Source organism: Mesorhizobium sp. M4B.F.Ca.ET.058.02.1.1, from assembly GCF_003952505.1.
GTDB lineage: Bacteria > Pseudomonadota > Alphaproteobacteria > Rhizobiales > Rhizobiaceae > Mesorhizobium.
Genome location: NZ_CP034450.1, coordinates 5,927,288 through 5,943,887, shown reverse-complemented (window position 1 = coordinate 5,943,887; position 16,600 = coordinate 5,927,288). Strand labels below are relative to the sequence as shown.

At 64.9% G+C, this 16,600-nt stretch carries 15 protein-coding genes; 11 read left to right on the top strand and 4 right to left on the bottom strand.

Annotated features, from left to right (window positions below; translation table 11 throughout):
• Positions 1-98 precede the first annotated feature (98 nt).
• Positions 99-1,091 (top strand): helix-turn-helix domain-containing protein, encoded by a 993-nt coding sequence (locus tag EJ073_RS28970; RefSeq protein ID WP_126058626.1) that lies wholly within the window; start codon positions 99-101, stop codon positions 1,089-1,091.
• 18 nt (positions 1,092-1,109) lie between these two features.
• On the opposite strand, the gene EJ073_RS28965 is transcribed toward EJ073_RS28970, so the two are convergent.
• The gene (locus tag EJ073_RS28965; RefSeq protein WP_126058625.1) at positions 1,110-1,667 is read right to left on the bottom strand and encodes a sugar O-acetyltransferase; all 558 of its coding nucleotides are present in this window, start codon (positions 1,665-1,667) and stop codon (positions 1,110-1,112) included.
• 131 nt (positions 1,668-1,798) lie between these two features.
• On the opposite strand from EJ073_RS28965, the gene EJ073_RS28960 reads away from it, so the two are divergent.
• The 5 genes from EJ073_RS28960 (at position 1,799) to EJ073_RS28940 (ending at position 8,189) form a co-directional block, all read left to right on the top strand.
• Positions 1,799-2,260, top strand: coding sequence for a DUF4126 domain-containing protein (locus tag EJ073_RS28960; protein WP_126058624.1), 462 nt, complete (start codon positions 1,799-1,801; stop codon positions 2,258-2,260).
• Positions 2,257-3,633: an FAD-containing oxidoreductase gene (locus EJ073_RS28955; RefSeq protein WP_126058623.1), complete on the top strand. Its 1,377-nt coding sequence runs from the start codon at positions 2,257-2,259 to the stop codon at positions 3,631-3,633. The genes EJ073_RS28960 and EJ073_RS28955 overlap by 4 nt, the downstream gene beginning before the upstream one ends.
• Positions 3,634-3,734: 101 nt before the next feature.
• Positions 3,735-4,790 (top strand): succinylglutamate desuccinylase/aspartoacylase family protein, encoded by a 1,056-nt coding sequence (locus EJ073_RS28950; RefSeq protein WP_126058622.1) that lies wholly within the window; start codon positions 3,735-3,737, stop codon positions 4,788-4,790.
• Between the two features lie 256 nt (positions 4,791-5,046).
• Positions 5,047-7,236, top strand: a complete 2,190-nt coding sequence (locus tag EJ073_RS28945; protein WP_126058621.1) for an anthranilate synthase — start codon at positions 5,047-5,049, stop codon at positions 7,234-7,236.
• Between the two features lie 5 nt (positions 7,237-7,241).
• Complete coding sequence (locus EJ073_RS28940) at positions 7,242-8,189, top strand: cation diffusion facilitator family transporter (RefSeq protein WP_126058620.1); 948 nt, start codon at positions 7,242-7,244, stop codon at positions 8,187-8,189.
• 164 nt (positions 8,190-8,353) lie between these two features.
• Here EJ073_RS28940 and EJ073_RS28935 read toward each other — a convergent pair whose 3' ends face one another.
• Positions 8,354-9,436, bottom strand: a complete 1,083-nt coding sequence (locus EJ073_RS28935) for a hypothetical protein (protein WP_126058619.1) — start codon at positions 9,434-9,436, stop codon at positions 8,354-8,356.
• 165 nt (positions 9,437-9,601) lie between these two features.
• Between EJ073_RS28935 and EJ073_RS28930 the strand changes: the two genes are divergently transcribed.
• The 4 genes from EJ073_RS28930 (at position 9,602) to EJ073_RS28915 (ending at position 12,406) form a co-directional block, all read left to right on the top strand.
• The gene (locus EJ073_RS28930; protein ID WP_126058618.1) at positions 9,602-10,039 is read left to right on the top strand and encodes a DsrE family protein; all 438 of its coding nucleotides are present in this window, start codon (positions 9,602-9,604) and stop codon (positions 10,037-10,039) included.
• A 70-nt stretch (positions 10,040-10,109) separates the two neighbouring features.
• Positions 10,110-10,883 (top strand): SDR family oxidoreductase, encoded by a 774-nt coding sequence (locus EJ073_RS28925; protein ID WP_126058617.1) that lies wholly within the window; start codon positions 10,110-10,112, stop codon positions 10,881-10,883.
• 48 nt (positions 10,884-10,931) lie between these two features.
• Positions 10,932-11,240: a putative quinol monooxygenase gene (locus tag EJ073_RS28920; protein ID WP_126058616.1), complete on the top strand. Its 309-nt coding sequence runs from the start codon at positions 10,932-10,934 to the stop codon at positions 11,238-11,240.
• 77 nt (positions 11,241-11,317) lie between these two features.
• Complete coding sequence (locus EJ073_RS28915) at positions 11,318-12,406, top strand: AbrB family transcriptional regulator (protein WP_126058615.1); 1,089 nt, start codon at positions 11,318-11,320, stop codon at positions 12,404-12,406.
• 87 nt (positions 12,407-12,493) lie between these two features.
• Here EJ073_RS28915 and EJ073_RS28910 read toward each other — a convergent pair whose 3' ends face one another.
• The gene (locus tag EJ073_RS28910) at positions 12,494-13,270 is read right to left on the bottom strand and encodes an alpha/beta hydrolase-fold protein (RefSeq protein WP_126058614.1); all 777 of its coding nucleotides are present in this window, start codon (positions 13,268-13,270) and stop codon (positions 12,494-12,496) included.
• A gap of 3 nt (positions 13,271-13,273) precedes the next feature.
• The gene (locus EJ073_RS28905; protein WP_126058613.1) at positions 13,274-14,440 is read right to left on the bottom strand and encodes an ATP-grasp domain-containing protein; all 1,167 of its coding nucleotides are present in this window, start codon (positions 14,438-14,440) and stop codon (positions 13,274-13,276) included.
• A gap of 389 nt (positions 14,441-14,829) precedes the next feature.
• Between EJ073_RS28905 and leuA the strand changes: the two genes are divergently transcribed.
• The gene (leuA, locus tag EJ073_RS28895; RefSeq protein ID WP_126058611.1) at positions 14,830-16,551 is read left to right on the top strand and encodes a 2-isopropylmalate synthase; all 1,722 of its coding nucleotides are present in this window, start codon (positions 14,830-14,832) and stop codon (positions 16,549-16,551) included.
• Positions 16,552-16,600 lie beyond the last annotated feature (49 nt).

Genomic DNA, 16,600 nt, shown 5'->3' with positions numbered 1-16,600 from the left:
GGCAGAAGCTAGGCCCGGCGCCAACGCGGCAAAAGTGTCCCGATTGACTTCATTCGAAAGAATTGGGACAATCTTGTCTGTTTTCTCCCGGAGCTCCCATGGCCGACCCGATCGTCGCCGTCATCGCCTTCGACGGCATCAGCCCCTTCCACCTCTCCGTGCCTTGCCTCGTGTTCGGCACGGACCGCACCAGGCTCGGCCTGCCGCGCTTCGATTTCCGCGTCTGCGCCATGGAGGAGGGACCGATCCACACCGACGCCGGGCTGACCATCGCCGTCCCGCATGGGCTTGCGGCACTCGACGATGCCGACATCGTCATCATTCCAAGCTGGAAGGATCTCGAAGACCCGCTTCCGGCGGTGCTGGTCGAGGCGCTCGGCCGCGCCCACCGGCGCGGCGCGCTGATCGTGGGACTGTGCCTCGGCACCTTCGCCATCGCCGCCGCGGGACTGCTCGGCGGACGCAAGGCAGCGACGCATTGGGCCTATACGGACAGGCTGCAGACGCTCCATCCCGACATCGCCGTCGATGCCGACGTGCTCTATGTCGACGACGGCGACATCGTAACCTCGGCCGGTGTCGCCGCCGGCCTCGACTGCTGCCTGCATATCGTGCGCGCCCGCTACGGCGCGGAAGTGGCGTTGCGGCTTGCCCGCCACGTCGTGCTGTCGCCGCACCGGCAAGGCGGCCAGGCGCAATTCATCGAGCGCCCGCTGGCGCCGACCTCGACCGCCGACCGGTTCGCGCAGGCCCTCGACAAGGTGCGGGCGACGCTCGGCGAGGCGCACAGCCTCGACAGCGTCGCCGAGGCGGCCGGCCTCACCCGCCGCACCTTCACGCGCCGCTTCCAGAAGTCGATCGGCACCAGCTTCGGCGACTGGCTGGCCGACCAGCGGATCGCGCTGGCGCAGAGGCTGCTGGAGGCGACGGAGAAATCGATGGATACGGTGGCCTTCGAAGTCGGCTTCGGCAGCGCCACCTCGCTGCGCCAGCATTTTTCGGCGCGGCTCAAGACCTCGCCGATGCAATATCGGCGCGAGTTCTCCAGGAGTGCCGGCGCCAAAAGGCCGACACACGCCGCAATGTTTTGACCCGAACGGGCAAGCCGCTCAACGCTGCCTGACCGGACGCGCCGGATTGCCGACCACCGTGGTGTTCGCTGCGACGTCGCGGGTAACCACGGCGCCAGCGCCAACGATGGCACCATCGCCGATCGTGACGCCGCCGAGGATGATGGCGCTGCCGCCGATCCAGGCATCGGCGCCGATCGTCACCGGCTTGGCGATCTCCAGCCCCGCCTGCCTTGCTGCAGCCTCCCTGTGATGCTCGGCGCAGTAGATCTGCACATTAGGCCCGAGCAACGTCCGCTTGCCGATGCGCACCGGCGCCGTATCGAGGACCGTGCAGCCGGCATTGAGGAAGACACCATCGCCGAGAAAGAGGTTGAACCCGTAGGCGCAGTGGAACTGCCCCTCTATGCGCGCCCCCTCGCCCGTGCTTCCCAACAATGACCGCAATGCCGGGCCGATGTCGCCGCGTTGCCGGGGCGGCAGGCCGTTGTGCTCGAACACCGCATCGCGCGCGGCGACGCGCAGCGCTTCCAGTTCCTGATCGAGGCAAGTGTACCACTCGCCCGCCGCCATCTTCATGCGCTCACTTGCCGTCATGGCCGCGTCTCCATCGAATTACTGCCAAAGCACAATCCTTTGCTGGGCGAAAGCCTGCTGGCCAAATGTCCGGCCTATGCTAGCTTGCTCGCGCCGGACAGTGCGAGGTCCTGACATCGAGGGGGTCAATCATGCTTTATCTGCTTGCATTGCTGATCGGGGTCGTTGCCGGGCTCCGCGCCGGAACGGCACTTGCCGTCACCGCCTGGGGCGCCTGGCTCGGCTGGCTGCCGGTCGCCGGCACCTGGGCGAGTTTCATGGGGCACTGGATCGCCCTCGGCATTTCCACCATCCTGGGGGTCGTCGAGCTGATCACCGACCAGCTGCCGTCGACGCCGAGCCGCAAGGTGCCGCAGCAGTTCGGCGCCCGCGTCATCATCGGCGCCTTTTGCGGCGCGGTGTTCGGCGCGACCGGCGGCGCCATCATCGGTGGCCTGATTGCCGGCGCCATCGGCGCCGTGATCGGCACGCTCGGCGGCGCCGAGTTCCGCGGCCGACTGGCGGCGGCTTTCGGCAAGGACCCGCCCGCTGCCTTCATCGAGGACGCCGCGGCGATCATCGGCGGCCTGCTGATCGTGGCGGCCGTGGCATGACGGCCAAGGCCTTCGACGCCATCATCATCGGCGCCGGCCAGGCCGGCACGCCGCTCGCCGGCCGGCTGAACGCGGCCGGCATGAGCGTGGCGCTGGTCGAGCGCAAGCTCGTCGGCGGCACCTGCGTCAACACCGGCTGCATCCCGACCAAGACGATGGTGGCGAGCGCCTACGCCACCCATCTCGCGCGCCGCGCCGCCGACTATGGCGTGACCTTATCCGGCCCGGTGGGCGTCGACTACAAAGCGATCAAGGCGCGCAAGGACAAGGTGTCGGGCGCTTCCCGCACAGGGCTGGAAACCTGGATCGCCGGCATGGAGAAGTGCACGCTCTACCGCGGCCATGCGCGTTTCGAATCCGCCAACACCGTGCGCGTCGGCGACGAACTGCTGACCGCGCCGAAGATATTCCTCAACACCGGCGGCCGCGCCGCCGTTCCCGACCTGCCCGGCGTCGAGGAGGTGCCTTACCTCACCAATTCCTCGATGATGGATCTCGACGTGCTGCCCCGCCATCTCGTCGTCGTCGGCGGCAGCTACATCTCGCTCGAATTCGCGCAGATGTTCCGCCGCTTCGGATCCGAGCTGACGGTGATCGAGAAGAGCCCGCGGCTGACCGGTCGCGAGGACGAGGACGTCTCGGCCGCCATCCTGTCGATCCTCCAGGACGAAGGCATCACGGTGCATCTCGGCGCCGACGACATCAGTTTTGCCAAGCAGGGCGGCGATGTCGCCGTCACCTTTTCCGCCGATCAGCCGCCGGCGATCGGCTCGCATGTGCTGCTGGCGCTTGGCCGCAACCCCAATACCGACGATCTCGGCCTCGACAAGGCCGGCGTCGAGGTCGACAAGCGCGGTTTCATCGTCGTCGACGACCAGTTGCGCACCGGCGTGCCCGGCATCTGGGCGATGGGCGATTGCAACGGCAAGGGCGCTTTCACCCATACCTCCTACAACGATTTCGAGATCGTCGCCGCCAACCTGCTCGACAATGATCCGCGCAAGGTCAGCGACCGCATCGAGGCCTATGCGCTCTACATCGATCCGCCCCTCGGCCGCTGCGGCATGACCGAGGCCGCGGTGAGGAAATCCGGCCGCCGCGCGCTGGTCGGCCAGCGGCCGATGACCCGCGTCGGCCGCGCCGTGGAAAAGGGCGAGACGCAGGGCTTCATGAAGATCCTGGCCGACGCCGACACCGGGGAGATCCTCGGCTGCTCGGTGCTCGGACCGGGCGGCGACGAGGTGATCCACTCGGTGCTCGACCTGATGTATGCCAAGGCGCCGATATCGACGCTGGCGCGTGCCATGCACATCCACCCCAACGTCTCCGAGCTTCTGCCGACCATAGCCCAGGAGCTGAAGCCGCTGGCCTAGAGCCGCCATCGGCGTGGTTTGCGCCCATAGCGCCTCGGCCTGGACCAATCGACAGCGCAATCGCAAAAGTGCATGGGTTCGCCTCTTTCCCGGAGGCCTCCATGCAGAAAACGATCGAACGCATCGCTGGCGAAGGCGAGGGCATTTCCTACGAATTTCCGGTGATCCGCTTCGCGGGAACGGACAAGGCGGGACCTTCGGCCTATCTGCAGGCGGCGCTCCATGCCGGCGAACTGCCGGGCGTGGTCGCCATCGACGCGCTGATGCCGATGCTCGCAAGAGCCGAGGCCGAGGGCCGCATCAGGGGCGACATCACCATCGTGCCCTGGGCCAACCCGATCGGTCGCGCCCAGTACCATTTCGGCGAACATCAGGGCCGCTTCCATCTCGGCACGCGCAACAACTTCAACCGCGGCTTTCCGCTGCTTGCCGCACCGGACGCTTCGCTCTTGCCCGATACCAGGCTCGGCACGCCCGACCAACGGCTGAAGATCAGGCTGCTGCAGCTCTCGCTCGGCCACAACATCGTGCTCGACCTGCATTGCGACGACGAGGGCCTGCCCTACCTCTACATCCACGCCAGCCTGTGGCCGGCGATGGCCGATTGCGCGGCGGCCATGGGCGTCGATGCGGTGCTGCTGTGGAACGAGGACACCGACGGCACCTTCGAGGGCGCCTCGATCATGCCTTATCAGAATGTCCCGGCGGATGTGGCGCGTTTCGACCGGCGGGTCGCCACCACGGTCGAATATCGCGGCGTGCTCGACGTCGACGGCGAATTGGCCGCTTCCGATGCCGAGGGGCTCTATCGGCTGCTGGTCGCGCGCGGCGTTGTCACCGACCCCGCCTTGGCCACGCCCGGCCCCTTCACCGGCACCGTGGCGCCGCTGGAAAACATCGACATGATGCCGGCGCCGAAGGGTGGCGCGGTCGTCTATGACGTGAAGCCCGGCGACCGCGTCGCCAAGGGCGCGCGGCTCGCCAAAATCGTCCACGCCCCGGGCGAAACGGGCGGCAGCACGGAAGTGTTCGCGCCCCAGGCCGGCCTCATCCTGACGAGGCGTTCGCGGCGCATCATCCGCGCCGGCGAGGACCTGCTGAAGCTGGTTGGCGACAGGAGAAGCGACGATGCAAGGTCGGGGACGCTGGAGGACTAAGCGAGCGAGGCTTTTACCAGCCTCGTGGAATCCAGTTGCGCGGCCGACCATTCGCCGCTATGGGAATCGCCATGAACATGCGCTCGAACAAGACCATTTGGTGGTGGGCTCGCTGACAGCGGCCTGTTCGAACGCGTGCGCGTGAAAAGAGAGGGTGGCCGCAACGGAATGTCCGGGCGGCCATTTGTTTTTTGAAGCCATCCCCGGGTCCGTTGCCCCAAGAAGCTGAAATAGCAAGACGCTGATGGAGACGGCAATGACGACAAGAGTTCTGGACAACGGGGCCGAGCGCTTCGTCACAGCGGGTGGCGTGGCGATCACCCGCGACCGCCAGGAGCAGCCCTATGAAGGCGCCATCGACGCCTATGTCGACGGGCTGAATTCCCGGCGCGGCGCGGTGTTTTCCTCGAATTACGAGTATCCGGGCCGCTACACGCGCTGGGACACCGCCATCATTGATCCGCCGCTGGTGATTTCCGCGCGCGGACGCGCCATGCGCATCGAGGCGCTGAACGGACGCGGCGAAGTGCTTTTGCCGGTGATCGCCAAGGCGCTGGACGGTCTTGCCGAGGTCTCCATCGCCGAAACGTCGCCAAGGCTCATCCGCCTCGAGGTTGCCAAGCCAGGCCGCGTCTTCACCGAGGAAGAGCGCAGCCGCGTACCTTCGGTATTCACCGTGCTGCGCGCCATTACCGCTTTGTTCAAGACCGAGGAAGACGCCAATCTAGGCCTCTACGGCGCCTTCGGCTACGATCTCGCCTTCCAGTTCGACCCGGTCGACTACAAGCTCGAGCGCAGAGAGAGCCAGCGCGATCTGGTGCTGTTCCTGCCTGACGAGATCTTGGTCGTCGACCACTATTCGACCAAGGCCTGGACCGACCGCTATGACTATTCCGGCAAGGGTTTCTCGACGGAGGGGTTGCCGCGCGACGCCGCCGTCGAGCCGTTCAGGACCGCCGACCGCATCCCGCCGCGCGGCGACCACGAGCCCGGCGAATACGCCAACCTGGTGCGCCGGGCGATGGACAGCTTCAAGCGCGGCGACCTGTTCGAGGTCGTGCCCGGCCAGATGTTCTACGAGCGCTGCGAAACCGAGCCTTCCGAGATTTCGCGCAAGCTGAAGGCGATCAACCCCTCGCCCTATTCCTTCTTCATCAACCTCGGCGAAGGCGAGTATTTGATCGGCGCCTCGCCGGAGATGTTCGTGCGCGTCAACGGCCGGCGCGTCGAGACCTGCCCGATCTCGGGCACGATCAAACGCGGCGACGACGCCATTTCGGACTCCGAGCAGATCCTGAAGCTGCTCAACTCCAAGAAGGACGAATCCGAGCTCACCATGTGCTCGGACGTTGACCGCAACGACAAATCGCGCGTCTGCGATCCGGGCTCGGTGCGTGTCATCGGCCGCCGCCAGATCGAGATGTATTCGCGCCTGATCCACACCGTCGACCATATCGAGGGGCGGCTGCGCGAAGGCATGGATGCCTTCGACGCCTTCCTGTCGCATGCCTGGGCGGTCACCGTCACCGGCGCGCCGAAGCTCTGGGCCATGCGCTTCATCGAGCAGAACGAGAAGAGCCCGCGCGCCTGGTATGGCGGGGCGATCGGCATGGTCAACTTCAACGGCGACATGAACACCGGGCTGACGCTGCGCACCATCCGCATCAAGGACGGCATCGCCGAGGTACGCGCAGGCGCCACGCTGCTCTTCGACAGCGTTCCCGAGGAAGAAGAAGCCGAAACCGAACTGAAGGCATCCGCCATGCTATCCGCCATCCGCGACGCCAAGACCGGCAATGCCGTTGGCGCCGAACGCACCGCCGCGCGCGTCGGCGACGGCATCAACATCCTCCTGGTCGACCACGAGGACTCCTTCGTCCACACGCTCGCCAATTACTTCCGCCAGACCGGCGCCAATGTTTCCACCGTGCGCACGCCCGTGCCGGAGGAGGTTTTCGAGCGGCTGAAGCCGGACCTCGTCGTGCTCTCGCCTGGCCCTGGCACGCCGAAGGACTTTGATTGCGCCGCCACGATCAAGAAGGCAAGAGCCCGCGACCTGCCGATCTTCGGCGTCTGCCTCGGCCTGCAGGCGCTGGCTGAAGCCTATGGCGGCGAGCTCCGGCAGTTGCATATACCGATGCACGGCAAGCCGTCGCGCATCCGCGTCTCCAAGCCCGGCGTCATCTTCTCCGGCCTGCCCAAGGAAGTGACCGTCGGCCGCTACCACTCGATCTTCGCCGATCCGGTGCGCCTCCCCGACGATTTCCTGGTCACCGCCGAGACCGAGGACGGCGTCATCATGGCCTTCGAGCACCGCAAGGAGCCGATCGCCGCCGTGCAGTTCCATCCGGAATCGATCATGACGCTCGGCCACAATGCCGGCATGCGCATCATCGAGAACATCGTTGCGCATCTGCCGCGCAAGGCCAAGGAAAAGGCAGCCTAGCAGCGATGGCCGCAACGGAAGACATGACGGCGGCCGCGGCAAAAGCCGCAGCCAAGCGCAAGGTCGCCAGCCTTGCCTTCTGGTCGATCGTCATCGCCTTCCTGGTGATGGGGTTGAAGTTTGTCGCCTGGCAGATGACCGGCTCGGTCGCCCTCTATTCCGACGCGCTGGAATCGATCGTCAACGTCATCACGGCGACCGCCGCTCTCTGGGCCATCCGCATCAGCCACAAACCAGCCGACAGCGACCATCCTTTCGGTCATCACAAGGCCGAATATTTTTCGGCGGTGCTCGAGGGCGTGCTGATCGTCGTGGCGGCGATGCTGATCATAGCCAAGGTGTGGCAGTCGCTGCAGAACCCGGCACTGATCGAACAGCCCTGGGAGGGCTTGATGATCAACGGCGGCGCTGCTGTGGTCAACGCCGCATGGGCCTTGGTGCTGATCCGCAACGGCCGCGCCGAACGATCGCCGGCATTGGTCGCCGACGGTCAGCACATCATGACCGACGTGCTGACCTCGGTCGGCGTCATCGTCGGCCTTGTTGCCGCGGTGATGACTGGGTGGCGGATTCTCGACCCGCTGCTTGCGCTGCTCGTGGCGCTCAACATCCTCTACCAGGGCTGGAAGCTTACTGGAGAATCGTTGAGCGGCCTCATGGACCGTGCCGTGGATACGCAGGAGCATATGCGCATCCGCGACATCATCTCGGCCAATTCGAAGGGAGCGCTGGAGGTGCACGACCTCAAGACGCGCATCGCCGGCCGCGCCACTTTCATCGAATTTCACATGGTCGTCGACGCCGGTATGACGGTGGGCGACAGTCATGTCATCTGCGACCGCATCGAGGACGCGCTGAAGGCCGAAATCCCCTCGGTGCGCGTCACCATCCATGTCGAGCCTGACGATGAGGCGAAGCTGCCCAAGGGCACCACGGCGGTGCCGTTCGCCTAATTTCGCCCCAAGCTTACACTGCGAAGGTCTGTCGAGATTCAGGTCAGGCCGAGTCGAGAACGGTGACTTCCGAGAACCGGAGCGGAGCGTACTTGAAGTACGTGAGCACCGGAAGCGCAGGAAGTTGCCGTTCGCAGGCCGGCCTCACCTGAATATCGATGGACCTAAGGTGCGCAGGCCGCCTGCGGCATCGGATTCAGCCGATAGACCTTGTCGTCCGACGTCGTCTTGCCATCCGCCGCCTTCGAGCAGAGATCGACGATGGCGAGCGCGCTGTTGGGGTTGGCCAGCATCATCGTGCCGTTGGCGCCGCGTTTCAGGAAAATCTCCTTCTGCGAGACGTCGCAGGCAAAATCGCTGATCTTCGAGCTTGCCGCGCAGCGCCACTGGTCGGCCTCGCCCTGGCATAAATAGGTCTGCGTGACCTTGCCCGACTTCTGCCTGGTCGTCACCGAAATGGCGATGTCGGCGCCGTCCGGCCAGTTGGCCACATCGCCGCCTGAAGCGTAGGAGGCTAGTTCGACCGGCCCGCGGAAAACCCGGATCGACTGCGTCACCTGGTCGGGGTGCGACTTCAGATGCGCGGCGTCGTAGTCGCGGCCATAGCAGAACGCCTGGTCGGGCTTCAGCCGCTCGCGCAGCGGCGCCCCGAGCGCCGGATCGATCGGATCGATGCGCGCGAATTCCGCCTTGCAGGTGGCGGCCGGCATCGGGTCGAGGCGGAAATTGTCGTCCTCGCTGCCCAGCGCCTGCTTGTTGTACTGCGCCGCGCCGAGTTCCTCCTCCGCGCCGGCGTCGAGATAGACATCGGGCTGTACGTTGGAGACGATCAGCCGGCCTTTGTCGTCGACCTTGAGTGAAGCGAGCGTGCGGTCGCATTCCATGCCGCAATGGATCGGGCCGCTCTTGCCGTCCTCGGATTGACGATTGCACCAGCCAGCTGCCCATTCCGGCTTCTTGGTGCCGCGCACCGTGGTGGTGAGAAAGCCATCATAGGCGGCGCCGCCAATCGTGCTCGGCTCCTCGTTCGGCCGGCTGACCGGATCGTGGCCATAGTAGAAGAAGATGCGCGCCACTTTCTGCTTTGGATGCGCCTTGAGGTGCGCCGCGTCGTAGACGCGTCCGAAACAGGCATCGGCGCCGTTGGGGCTGAGTTCCGTCAGCTTGGGAGTGTCATCGGCAAGAGCCGCGCCGACAACGAACAATGCAGCGCCAAGCGCCGCGCCCACCGCTATCCTCGACGTCATGTGACCCTCCTCCCATCGACAGGACGTGACTGCGATTCATGCTAGTCTAGGAGCAGTTCCGGGAAAAGCGTGTAACGGTTTTCCATAGGGAATTGCGTAGAAACAAATAGTTAGCGAGGCCGGGGCCACGCAGGACCATAGTGCCCGGCTGGTGGAGGAAGAGCGATGCTGCGCCGAGATATTTTCCGTGCCGGTCTTGCCGGGGCCGCCGGCCTTTTCGGACTGCGCCAGGTCAAGGCGGCTGCCGCGGAGGAGGAAAGGCTGAAGGTCGCCTATCACCTCAGCGACGTCGACAAGGCCAATTTCGTCCTCGGCAACATCAAGAACCATTACGAAGGCACCGGCGGCAATGTCGACATCGTGCTTGTCGTGCATGGCCCGGCCCTTGCGGCCTTTAAGACCAAGGCCGCATCCGGCGCTACGTCCAGCCGGTTTGCCGGGCTGGTCCAGAAGGGGCTGGTTCCGCAAGCCTGCGGCAACACCATGCATGGCATGGACATCACGCTTGCCGACCTGCTCGCCGGCTTCCAGGTCGCCGACAAGGGCGGCGTCGTCAAGCTCGCCGAATTGCAGCGCCAGGGCTACATCTATCTCCGGCCCTGACGGCGGGAAGGCTTGAACGCGAGGCCGCCGATAGCCTACGAAAGACGCGGGATTTCGGAGACCAACCAGCATGACGACACTTGTCATTCCCGACCTCGCCGGCAGGGCGGTGCTCGTCACCGGCGCGTCGACCGGGATCGGCGCGTCGCTTGCCCGCGCCTATGCCGCGCAGAAATGCCGCGTCGCACTGCACTACAACTCAAGCCGTGAGGCCGCCGAAAAGCTCGGCCGAACCATTCGCGACAGCGGCGGCGAGGTCTTCTTGACCCAGGGCGACTTCTCAAAGCCCACCGACGTTGAGCGTGTCGTCGAGGAAAGCGCCGAGCATTTCGGCCGCCTCGACGGTCTCGTCAACAATGCCGGCGGCATGCTCGGCCGGGTTGCCTATGCCGACCAGACCGAGGCGCATTACGACGCGGTGATGGACCTTAATGCGCGATCCGTGCTGACCGCCTCGCGCAAGGCGATACCGTGGCTGAAGCGCCAGGGCGGCTTCATCGTCAACACCTCCTCGATCGCTGCCCGCAACGGCGCCGGCGGCGGCGCCGGCCTCTATGGCTCGGCCAAGGCCTTCGTCTCCAACGTGACGCGCGGCATGGCCAAGGAGTTGATCGGCTTCGGCATCCGCGTCAACGCCGTGGCCCCCGGCACCATCCTGACACCCTTTCACGAGCGCTATTCGACCGAGGAGCAGATCAAGGGCATGGTCGCTAGCATTCCGCAGGGCCGCGCCGGCACCGCCGAGGATTGCGTCGGCGCCTATCTGTTCCTGTCATCCGACCTCATGAGCGGCTACATCACCGGCCAGGTGATCGAGGTGAATGGCGGCCAGTTGATGCCGTGAGGCGCCGACTGCATACTCTTGTCGCGCAACCGGAGGGAGATACAAGGAATGTACGGACTGATCGGCAAGATGCGGGCGGCGCGCGGCCAGCGCGACGCGGTCATGGACGTGTTGCGCGAGAGCACCGTCGCGCTCCCCGGCTGCCTGAGCTACATCATTGCCACCGACCCGGCCGACGCCGACGCCATCTGGGTCACCGAAGTATGGACCGATCAGGCGAGCCACAAGACGTCATTGCAATTGCCCGAAGTGCAGGCGGCGATCGCCAAGGCGCGCCCCTTCATCGCCGGCTTCGAATTCCAGGTCGAGACCCATCCGGTCGGCGGCTTCGGCCTGCCCGCCGGCAACACAGGCTGACGCTGGAGCAACGCAAATCAGGACTTTTGCGCGGGAAATGGGTTCGCATTTGTCCCCGCCCGGTCTAAGAGCCGGATATGGACTCCTCGCCAGAACAACCACCCGTTGATCGCATGGCGCGACTCCGTCCGCCGCGGCAATGGCTGGTGCTGCTGGCGTTCTCGCTGCTGTTCGCCAGCGCGCTGGAAGCCGCCGCTCTGCCGGCGGCGCTGCTGATCGGACCGATGCTGGCGGCGATCCTCGCCGGAACCAACGGCGCCACGGTGCGCGTGCCCCGCCCCCTGTTCGGCTCGGCGCAAGCCGTCGTCGGCTGCCTCGTTGCCGCTTCCATCTCCGCCGACATATTCCCCGTCTTCTACAAGGAATGGCCGCTTTTCCTCGGCGCCGTCATTGCGACCGTCGCCGCCTCCAGCCTGCTTGGCTGGCTGATCAGCCGCTGGCGCATATTGCCCGGCACCACAGCCGTCTGGGGCTCGTCGCCGGGAGCGGCCACCGCCATGGTGCTGATGGCGGGCGCCTTTGGCGCCGACCAGCGGCTCGTCGCCTTCATGCAGTATCTGCGCGTCATCTTCGTCTCGATGACCGCCGCCTTGATCGCCCGCATGTGGGTCGACACTTCGGGCGTCGAACCCCCGGCCATCGTCTGGTTTCCGCCGATCGAATGGATGGCCTTTGCCGCGATGCTCGCTGTGGCGCTTGTCGGCGCCCTGCTCGGCCGGCTTTGCCGGCTGCCGTCGCCGTTCTTCCTCGGCACCTTCATCTTCGGCACCATTGTCCATCTCGGCTTCGGCGTGGAGATGCAATTGCCGCAATGGCTGCTGGCCGTCAGCTACGCCCTGATCGGCTGGTCGATCGGCCTGAACTTCACCCGGCCGATCCTGCGCCACGCGACCCGCGCATTGCCGCAGATCATCGCCTCGATCGTGGCGCTGATCGCCTTTTGCGGCGGCATGGCATTCGTCATCAGTCGCGTGCTCGGCATCGATCCGCTCACCGCCTATCTGGCGACGAGCCCCGGCGGCATGGACAGCGTCGCCATCATCGCCGCGGCGGCGCAGAACGTCGACATCTCCTTCGTCATGGCGCTGCAGTCAGCCCGCTTCCTCGTGGTGCTGCTCGTCGGTCCGAGCGTGGCGCGGCTGGTGGCGAGAAGCATCAAGGAATAGGGCAAAGCGCCCGAACCTGTCTGGAAAGGGCCTTGTGCCGCCGGCATCGGCAAGCTTCGCAAAACCGCGGACCGGGTCGGTTGCGGTTCAATCCAGCCGCTTCATCAGATCCTCGTCCAGCCAGCGGCCGAAGAAATACACCAGTTGCTTGTGCCACCATGGCCAGTCATGGCTGACGTCGCCGCCCCAATAGTCGACCCACGCCGGAATCGACTTGTCGCGCAACACCTGTTCCAACTCGCGCGTTTCCACCAGCATGCGCTCTTCCCAGGCGCCCTGCCCGCAACAGAAGATCAGCCTCAGCGCCCTCAACCGTCCGAGCAGCTTCTGGTCGACGATGCCAGGCAGGTAGTCGAGCGGCGAGTTGAAGAAGATGCTGCCCTCGAGCGTCCGGCCAAAGAAATCGCGGGTCGAATAGACGCCGGACAGCGCAATGACGCCGCTGGCCAGCTCCGGAAAGCGGAAGACGAAGTTCGACGAATGATAGCCGCCCATCGAACAGCCCGAGAACAGCGGCTTCAGATTGCGCCCGCCATTGGCCTTGGCGGCAATCGACTGCAGTTCCGGCAGTGCTTCCTCGCGCACATAGCGGAAATAGGCTTCATGGCGCGCGATGCGCTGCGCAGGATCGCCATGCTTGTCGAAGAAGGATTCGGAATCGATGCCGTCGAGCGTGAACAACTGGATGCGGCCGGTATCGATGAAGTCGGCCAGCGCCCCCACCCCGCCGGAATCCTCGAACTGGTAGAAGCGCCCTTGCGAGGTCGGGAACACCACCACCGGCCGGCCGGCATGGCCGTAGCGCTTGTACTCCATGTCGCGGCCGAGATTGCGGGCAAACCCCTTGTGATAGGAGACATCCATCGCTCAGGCCTTTTCCGCGTGGATGTAGTCGACCGCCTGGCGCAGCGCCTTCTGGTCCCTCGAGCGCATCTGATAGGCGTAATTCCCCATGGCGCGGCTGAAAACCTCTTCGATGGCCTGGTGGTGGACAATCTTGTCGCCGTGGGCGGCTAGCACGTCCGCATGGCTGTGCAAATAGTGGAGGTGGCGTTTGCGGCTGGCATAGGCGGTGAAATACTTGCCTTCGTAGGGTCCGCCGGCGGCGTCCTTGACCACCATGTCGGCCCATGCCGCGTAGACGTCGATGTCGAACGTGTAGTTGATGGCATCCGTCATCCAGGCTCCGGGCGGGCGCATGTTGACCTCGAGCGCGATGACGCGCTTGTCCTTGGTCTCGAACAGCTCGATGTGGAAGAACCGCTCGCGCACGTCGAACGCCTTGAGAATCTTGCGGCCCGCCTCTTCCACCGCCGGGCTGATTTCGGGAAAGCAGGTGTAGCTCATGTGGCGGTCGCGGTTGACCACCTCCATGACGCTCTGGTCGTAGCGGTGGCTCGCCGCCAGCACCACCTCGCCGTCGCGGTTGACCAGACCGTCGAACGTCACCACCAGCCCCTCGATGAATTGCTCCATGACGAAGGTCACGCCCTCCGGCTTGTCCCGGAAGAACTGGTCGAGCTCCTTCGCATTGGAGATCTTGAACGTGTTCGAGGCGCCCGAGCCGGAATCAGGCTTCACCACCACCGGATAGCCGACGCGGCGGATGAAGGTCATGGCGCCCGCCCGATCGGAGCATTTGCGCTGCGGAATGGTCTCGACGCCGCTCTTGCGGAAGAAGGCGCGCATGCGGCTCTTGCGCTTCAGGTTCTTAACGAAATCGAGCTTGGTGCCGAAGACGTTGAAGTCGGTGCGGATGTTGGCTTCCAGCTCCAGCCAATGCTCGTTGAGCGACTCGAAACGGTCGATGCGCCCCCATTTGTGGATGAAATGGCCCATCGCCCGGAATACCGGCTCGTAGTCCTCCATGTCGGCGACGCGGTAATATTCCGACAGCGCCGCCTTCAGTTTTCCGCTCAGCGCCTCATAAGGCGCATCGCCGATGCCTAGCACGGTGGCGCCGGCCTTCTTCAGCCGATCGCAGAAGTCGGCGCCGTTGGCCGGAAAATGCGGCGAGAAGTACACAAAATTCATGGATGGGCCTCCCCAGGCGTCGCTGCCTCGTCGGCGAGTTTGGCGCATTTGCCGGACGTGGGGAAGAGCCTGGCCGCGCCGGCACTTGCCTCTCGAATGCCGCTCCTGTATGAGAACCGCCATGAACACGCGCGCCTCCTCCGCCGCTTCCCGTCCGACCGGCTTTGCCGGCGAGACCGTGCGCGCGCTTGCTTCCACCCTGCTTCTTCTCGGCCTTATCGGCGATCGCCGGGTTCGCTGAAGGAGCGCCCGGCGGTCGAAATCGCCGCTTACGCGCACGCTCCTTGGCCAGTTGGCAAGTCACATCAAGCGAACGAAACTTTGGTAAAGGCGCCGCTCGGCACCAATCCGTCTGAAGGCGGATCCGCGAGCCGCCGGGAGAGATGACGATGAACGCACGAGAAGACATTCAGGCTGACCATGCCGAGAAGGGCATGTCGGACGCCGCTCGCAAATACCAGCCCTACCCGACCGTCGGCCTCACCGATCGCACCTGGCCGTCAAAGGTCATCGACAAGGCGCCGATCTGGTGCTCGGTCGACCTGCGCGACGGCAACCAGGCGCTGATCGACCCGATGGGCCACGAGCGCAAGGCGCGCATGTTCGCGCTGCTGCTCGACATGGGCTTCAAGGAGATCGAGATCGGTTTCCCCTCGGCCTCGCAAACCGATTTCGATTTCGCCCGCTGGTGCATCGAGGAAGGCAACGTGCCGGCCGATGTCTCGCTGCAGGTGCTGGTGCAGTGCCGTCCCGAATTGATTACCCGCACCTTCGAGGCGCTGAAGGGCGCAACCAACCCGATCGTGCATTTCTACAACTCGACCAGCGAATTGCAGCGCCGCGTCGTCTTCGAGAAGGACGTCGCCGGCATCAAGCGCATCGCCACTGACGCCGCCAAGATGATCACCGACATGGCTGCCAAGGCGGGCGGCGGCTATCGCTTCGAATATTCGCCGGAGAGCTTCACCGGCACCGAGCTCGAGGTGGCTCTGGAGATCTGCAATGCCGTGACCGAGATCGTGAAGCCGACGGCCGACAACAAGCTGATCATAAACCTGCCGTCGACGGTCGAGATGTCGACGCCCAACATCTATGCCGACCGCATCGAGTGGATGTGCCGCAACCTCGACAACCGCGAGAACCTGATCATCTCGCTGCACCCGCACAATGACCGCGGCACCGGCATTGCCACCACCGAGCTCGGCCTGATGGCCGGCGCCGACCGCGTCGAGGGCACGCTGTTTGGCAATGGTGAGCGCACCGGCAATGTCGACATCGTCACGCTGGCGCTCAACATGTACACGCAAGGCGTCGATCCCGAGCTGGATTGTTCCGACATCAACCGGATGAAGGACGTGTATGAATATTCGAACCAGCTGAAAATCCCGGAACGCCACCCATACGTCGGTGAACTGGTCTACACCGCCTTCTCCGGCTCGCACCAGGACGCCATCAACAAGGGCATGAAGGCGCTGAAGAAGGCCAACACGCCGCTCTGGGAAGTGCCCTACCTGCCGATCGATCCGGCCGACGTCGGCCGCACCTACGAGGCGATCATCCGCATCAACTCGCAGTCCGGCAAAGGCGGCATCGCCTATGTGCTGCAGGCCGACTACGGCCTCAATCTGCCGCGCAACCTGCAGATCGAGTTCAGCCAGGCTATCCAGGCAATCACCGACGCCGAAGGCAAGGAGGTGCCCGCCAAGCGGATCCATGAGCGCTTCCTCGAGACCTATGTCGACCAGCCCAGCGCCCGGCTGGAATTCATCGATCACCACACCTATCCCGACACCGAGGTGAAGGGCCGCCGCGTGATCGAGGCGGTGATCCTCGACAAGGGTAAGGAAATGACCATCACCGGCACCGGCACCGGCCCGATCGATGGTTTCGTCGATGCGCTGTCGCGGCATGTTGGCGTCGCGATGTCGGTGCTCGACTATTCCGAACATTCGCTACAGCGCGGCTCGAATGCCTCCGCCATCTCCTATGTCGAGATGGAGTATCCCGGCGGCAAGCTGTTCGGCGCCGGCATCAATACCAACATCGTCGCCGCCTCGCTGGAAGCGGTGGTTTCGGCCGCCAACCGCATCGTCGGCCGCAACGCCGGCTGATCAATGCTTACCCGGAGCGCCGCACGTCCGCGGCGCTCCGCACGCATTG

What these genes read in the sequence shown, in the direction of transcription:
- EJ073_RS28945 (WP_126058621.1), top strand. Translation starts at nt 5,047, where the DNA reads ATGACGACAAGAGTTCTGGACAACGGGGCCGAGCGCTTCGTCACAGCG.
- EJ073_RS28960 (WP_126058624.1), top strand. Translation starts at nt 1,799, where the DNA reads ATGCTTTATCTGCTTGCATTGCTGATCGGGGTCGTTGCCGGGCTCCGC.
- EJ073_RS28950 (WP_126058622.1), top strand. Translation starts at nt 3,735, where the DNA reads ATGCAGAAAACGATCGAACGCATCGCTGGCGAAGGCGAGGGCATTTCC.
- EJ073_RS28955 (WP_126058623.1), top strand. Translation starts at nt 2,257, where the DNA reads ATGACGGCCAAGGCCTTCGACGCCATCATCATCGGCGCCGGCCAGGCC.
- EJ073_RS28930 (WP_126058618.1), top strand. Translation starts at nt 9,602, where the DNA reads ATGCTGCGCCGAGATATTTTCCGTGCCGGTCTTGCCGGGGCCGCCGGC.
- leuA (WP_126058611.1), top strand. Translation starts at nt 14,830, where the DNA reads ATGAACGCACGAGAAGACATTCAGGCTGACCATGCCGAGAAGGGCATG.
- EJ073_RS28965 (WP_126058625.1), bottom strand. Translation starts at nt 1,667, where the DNA reads ATGACGGCAAGTGAGCGCATGAAGATGGCGGCGGGCGAGTGGTACACT.
- EJ073_RS28925 (WP_126058617.1), top strand. Translation starts at nt 10,110, where the DNA reads ATGACGACACTTGTCATTCCCGACCTCGCCGGCAGGGCGGTGCTCGTC.
- EJ073_RS28915 (WP_126058615.1), top strand. Translation starts at nt 11,318, where the DNA reads ATGGACTCCTCGCCAGAACAACCACCCGTTGATCGCATGGCGCGACTC.
- EJ073_RS28940 (WP_126058620.1), top strand. Translation starts at nt 7,242, where the DNA reads ATGGCCGCAACGGAAGACATGACGGCGGCCGCGGCAAAAGCCGCAGCC.
- EJ073_RS28920 (WP_126058616.1), top strand. Translation starts at nt 10,932, where the DNA reads ATGTACGGACTGATCGGCAAGATGCGGGCGGCGCGCGGCCAGCGCGAC.
- EJ073_RS28970 (WP_126058626.1), top strand. Translation starts at nt 99, where the DNA reads ATGGCCGACCCGATCGTCGCCGTCATCGCCTTCGACGGCATCAGCCCC.
- EJ073_RS28905 (WP_126058613.1), bottom strand. Translation starts at nt 14,440, where the DNA reads ATGAATTTTGTGTACTTCTCGCCGCATTTTCCGGCCAACGGCGCCGAC.
- EJ073_RS28935 (WP_126058619.1), bottom strand. Translation starts at nt 9,436, where the DNA reads ATGACGTCGAGGATAGCGGTGGGCGCGGCGCTTGGCGCTGCATTGTTC.
- EJ073_RS28910 (WP_126058614.1), bottom strand. Translation starts at nt 13,270, where the DNA reads ATGGATGTCTCCTATCACAAGGGGTTTGCCCGCAATCTCGGCCGCGAC.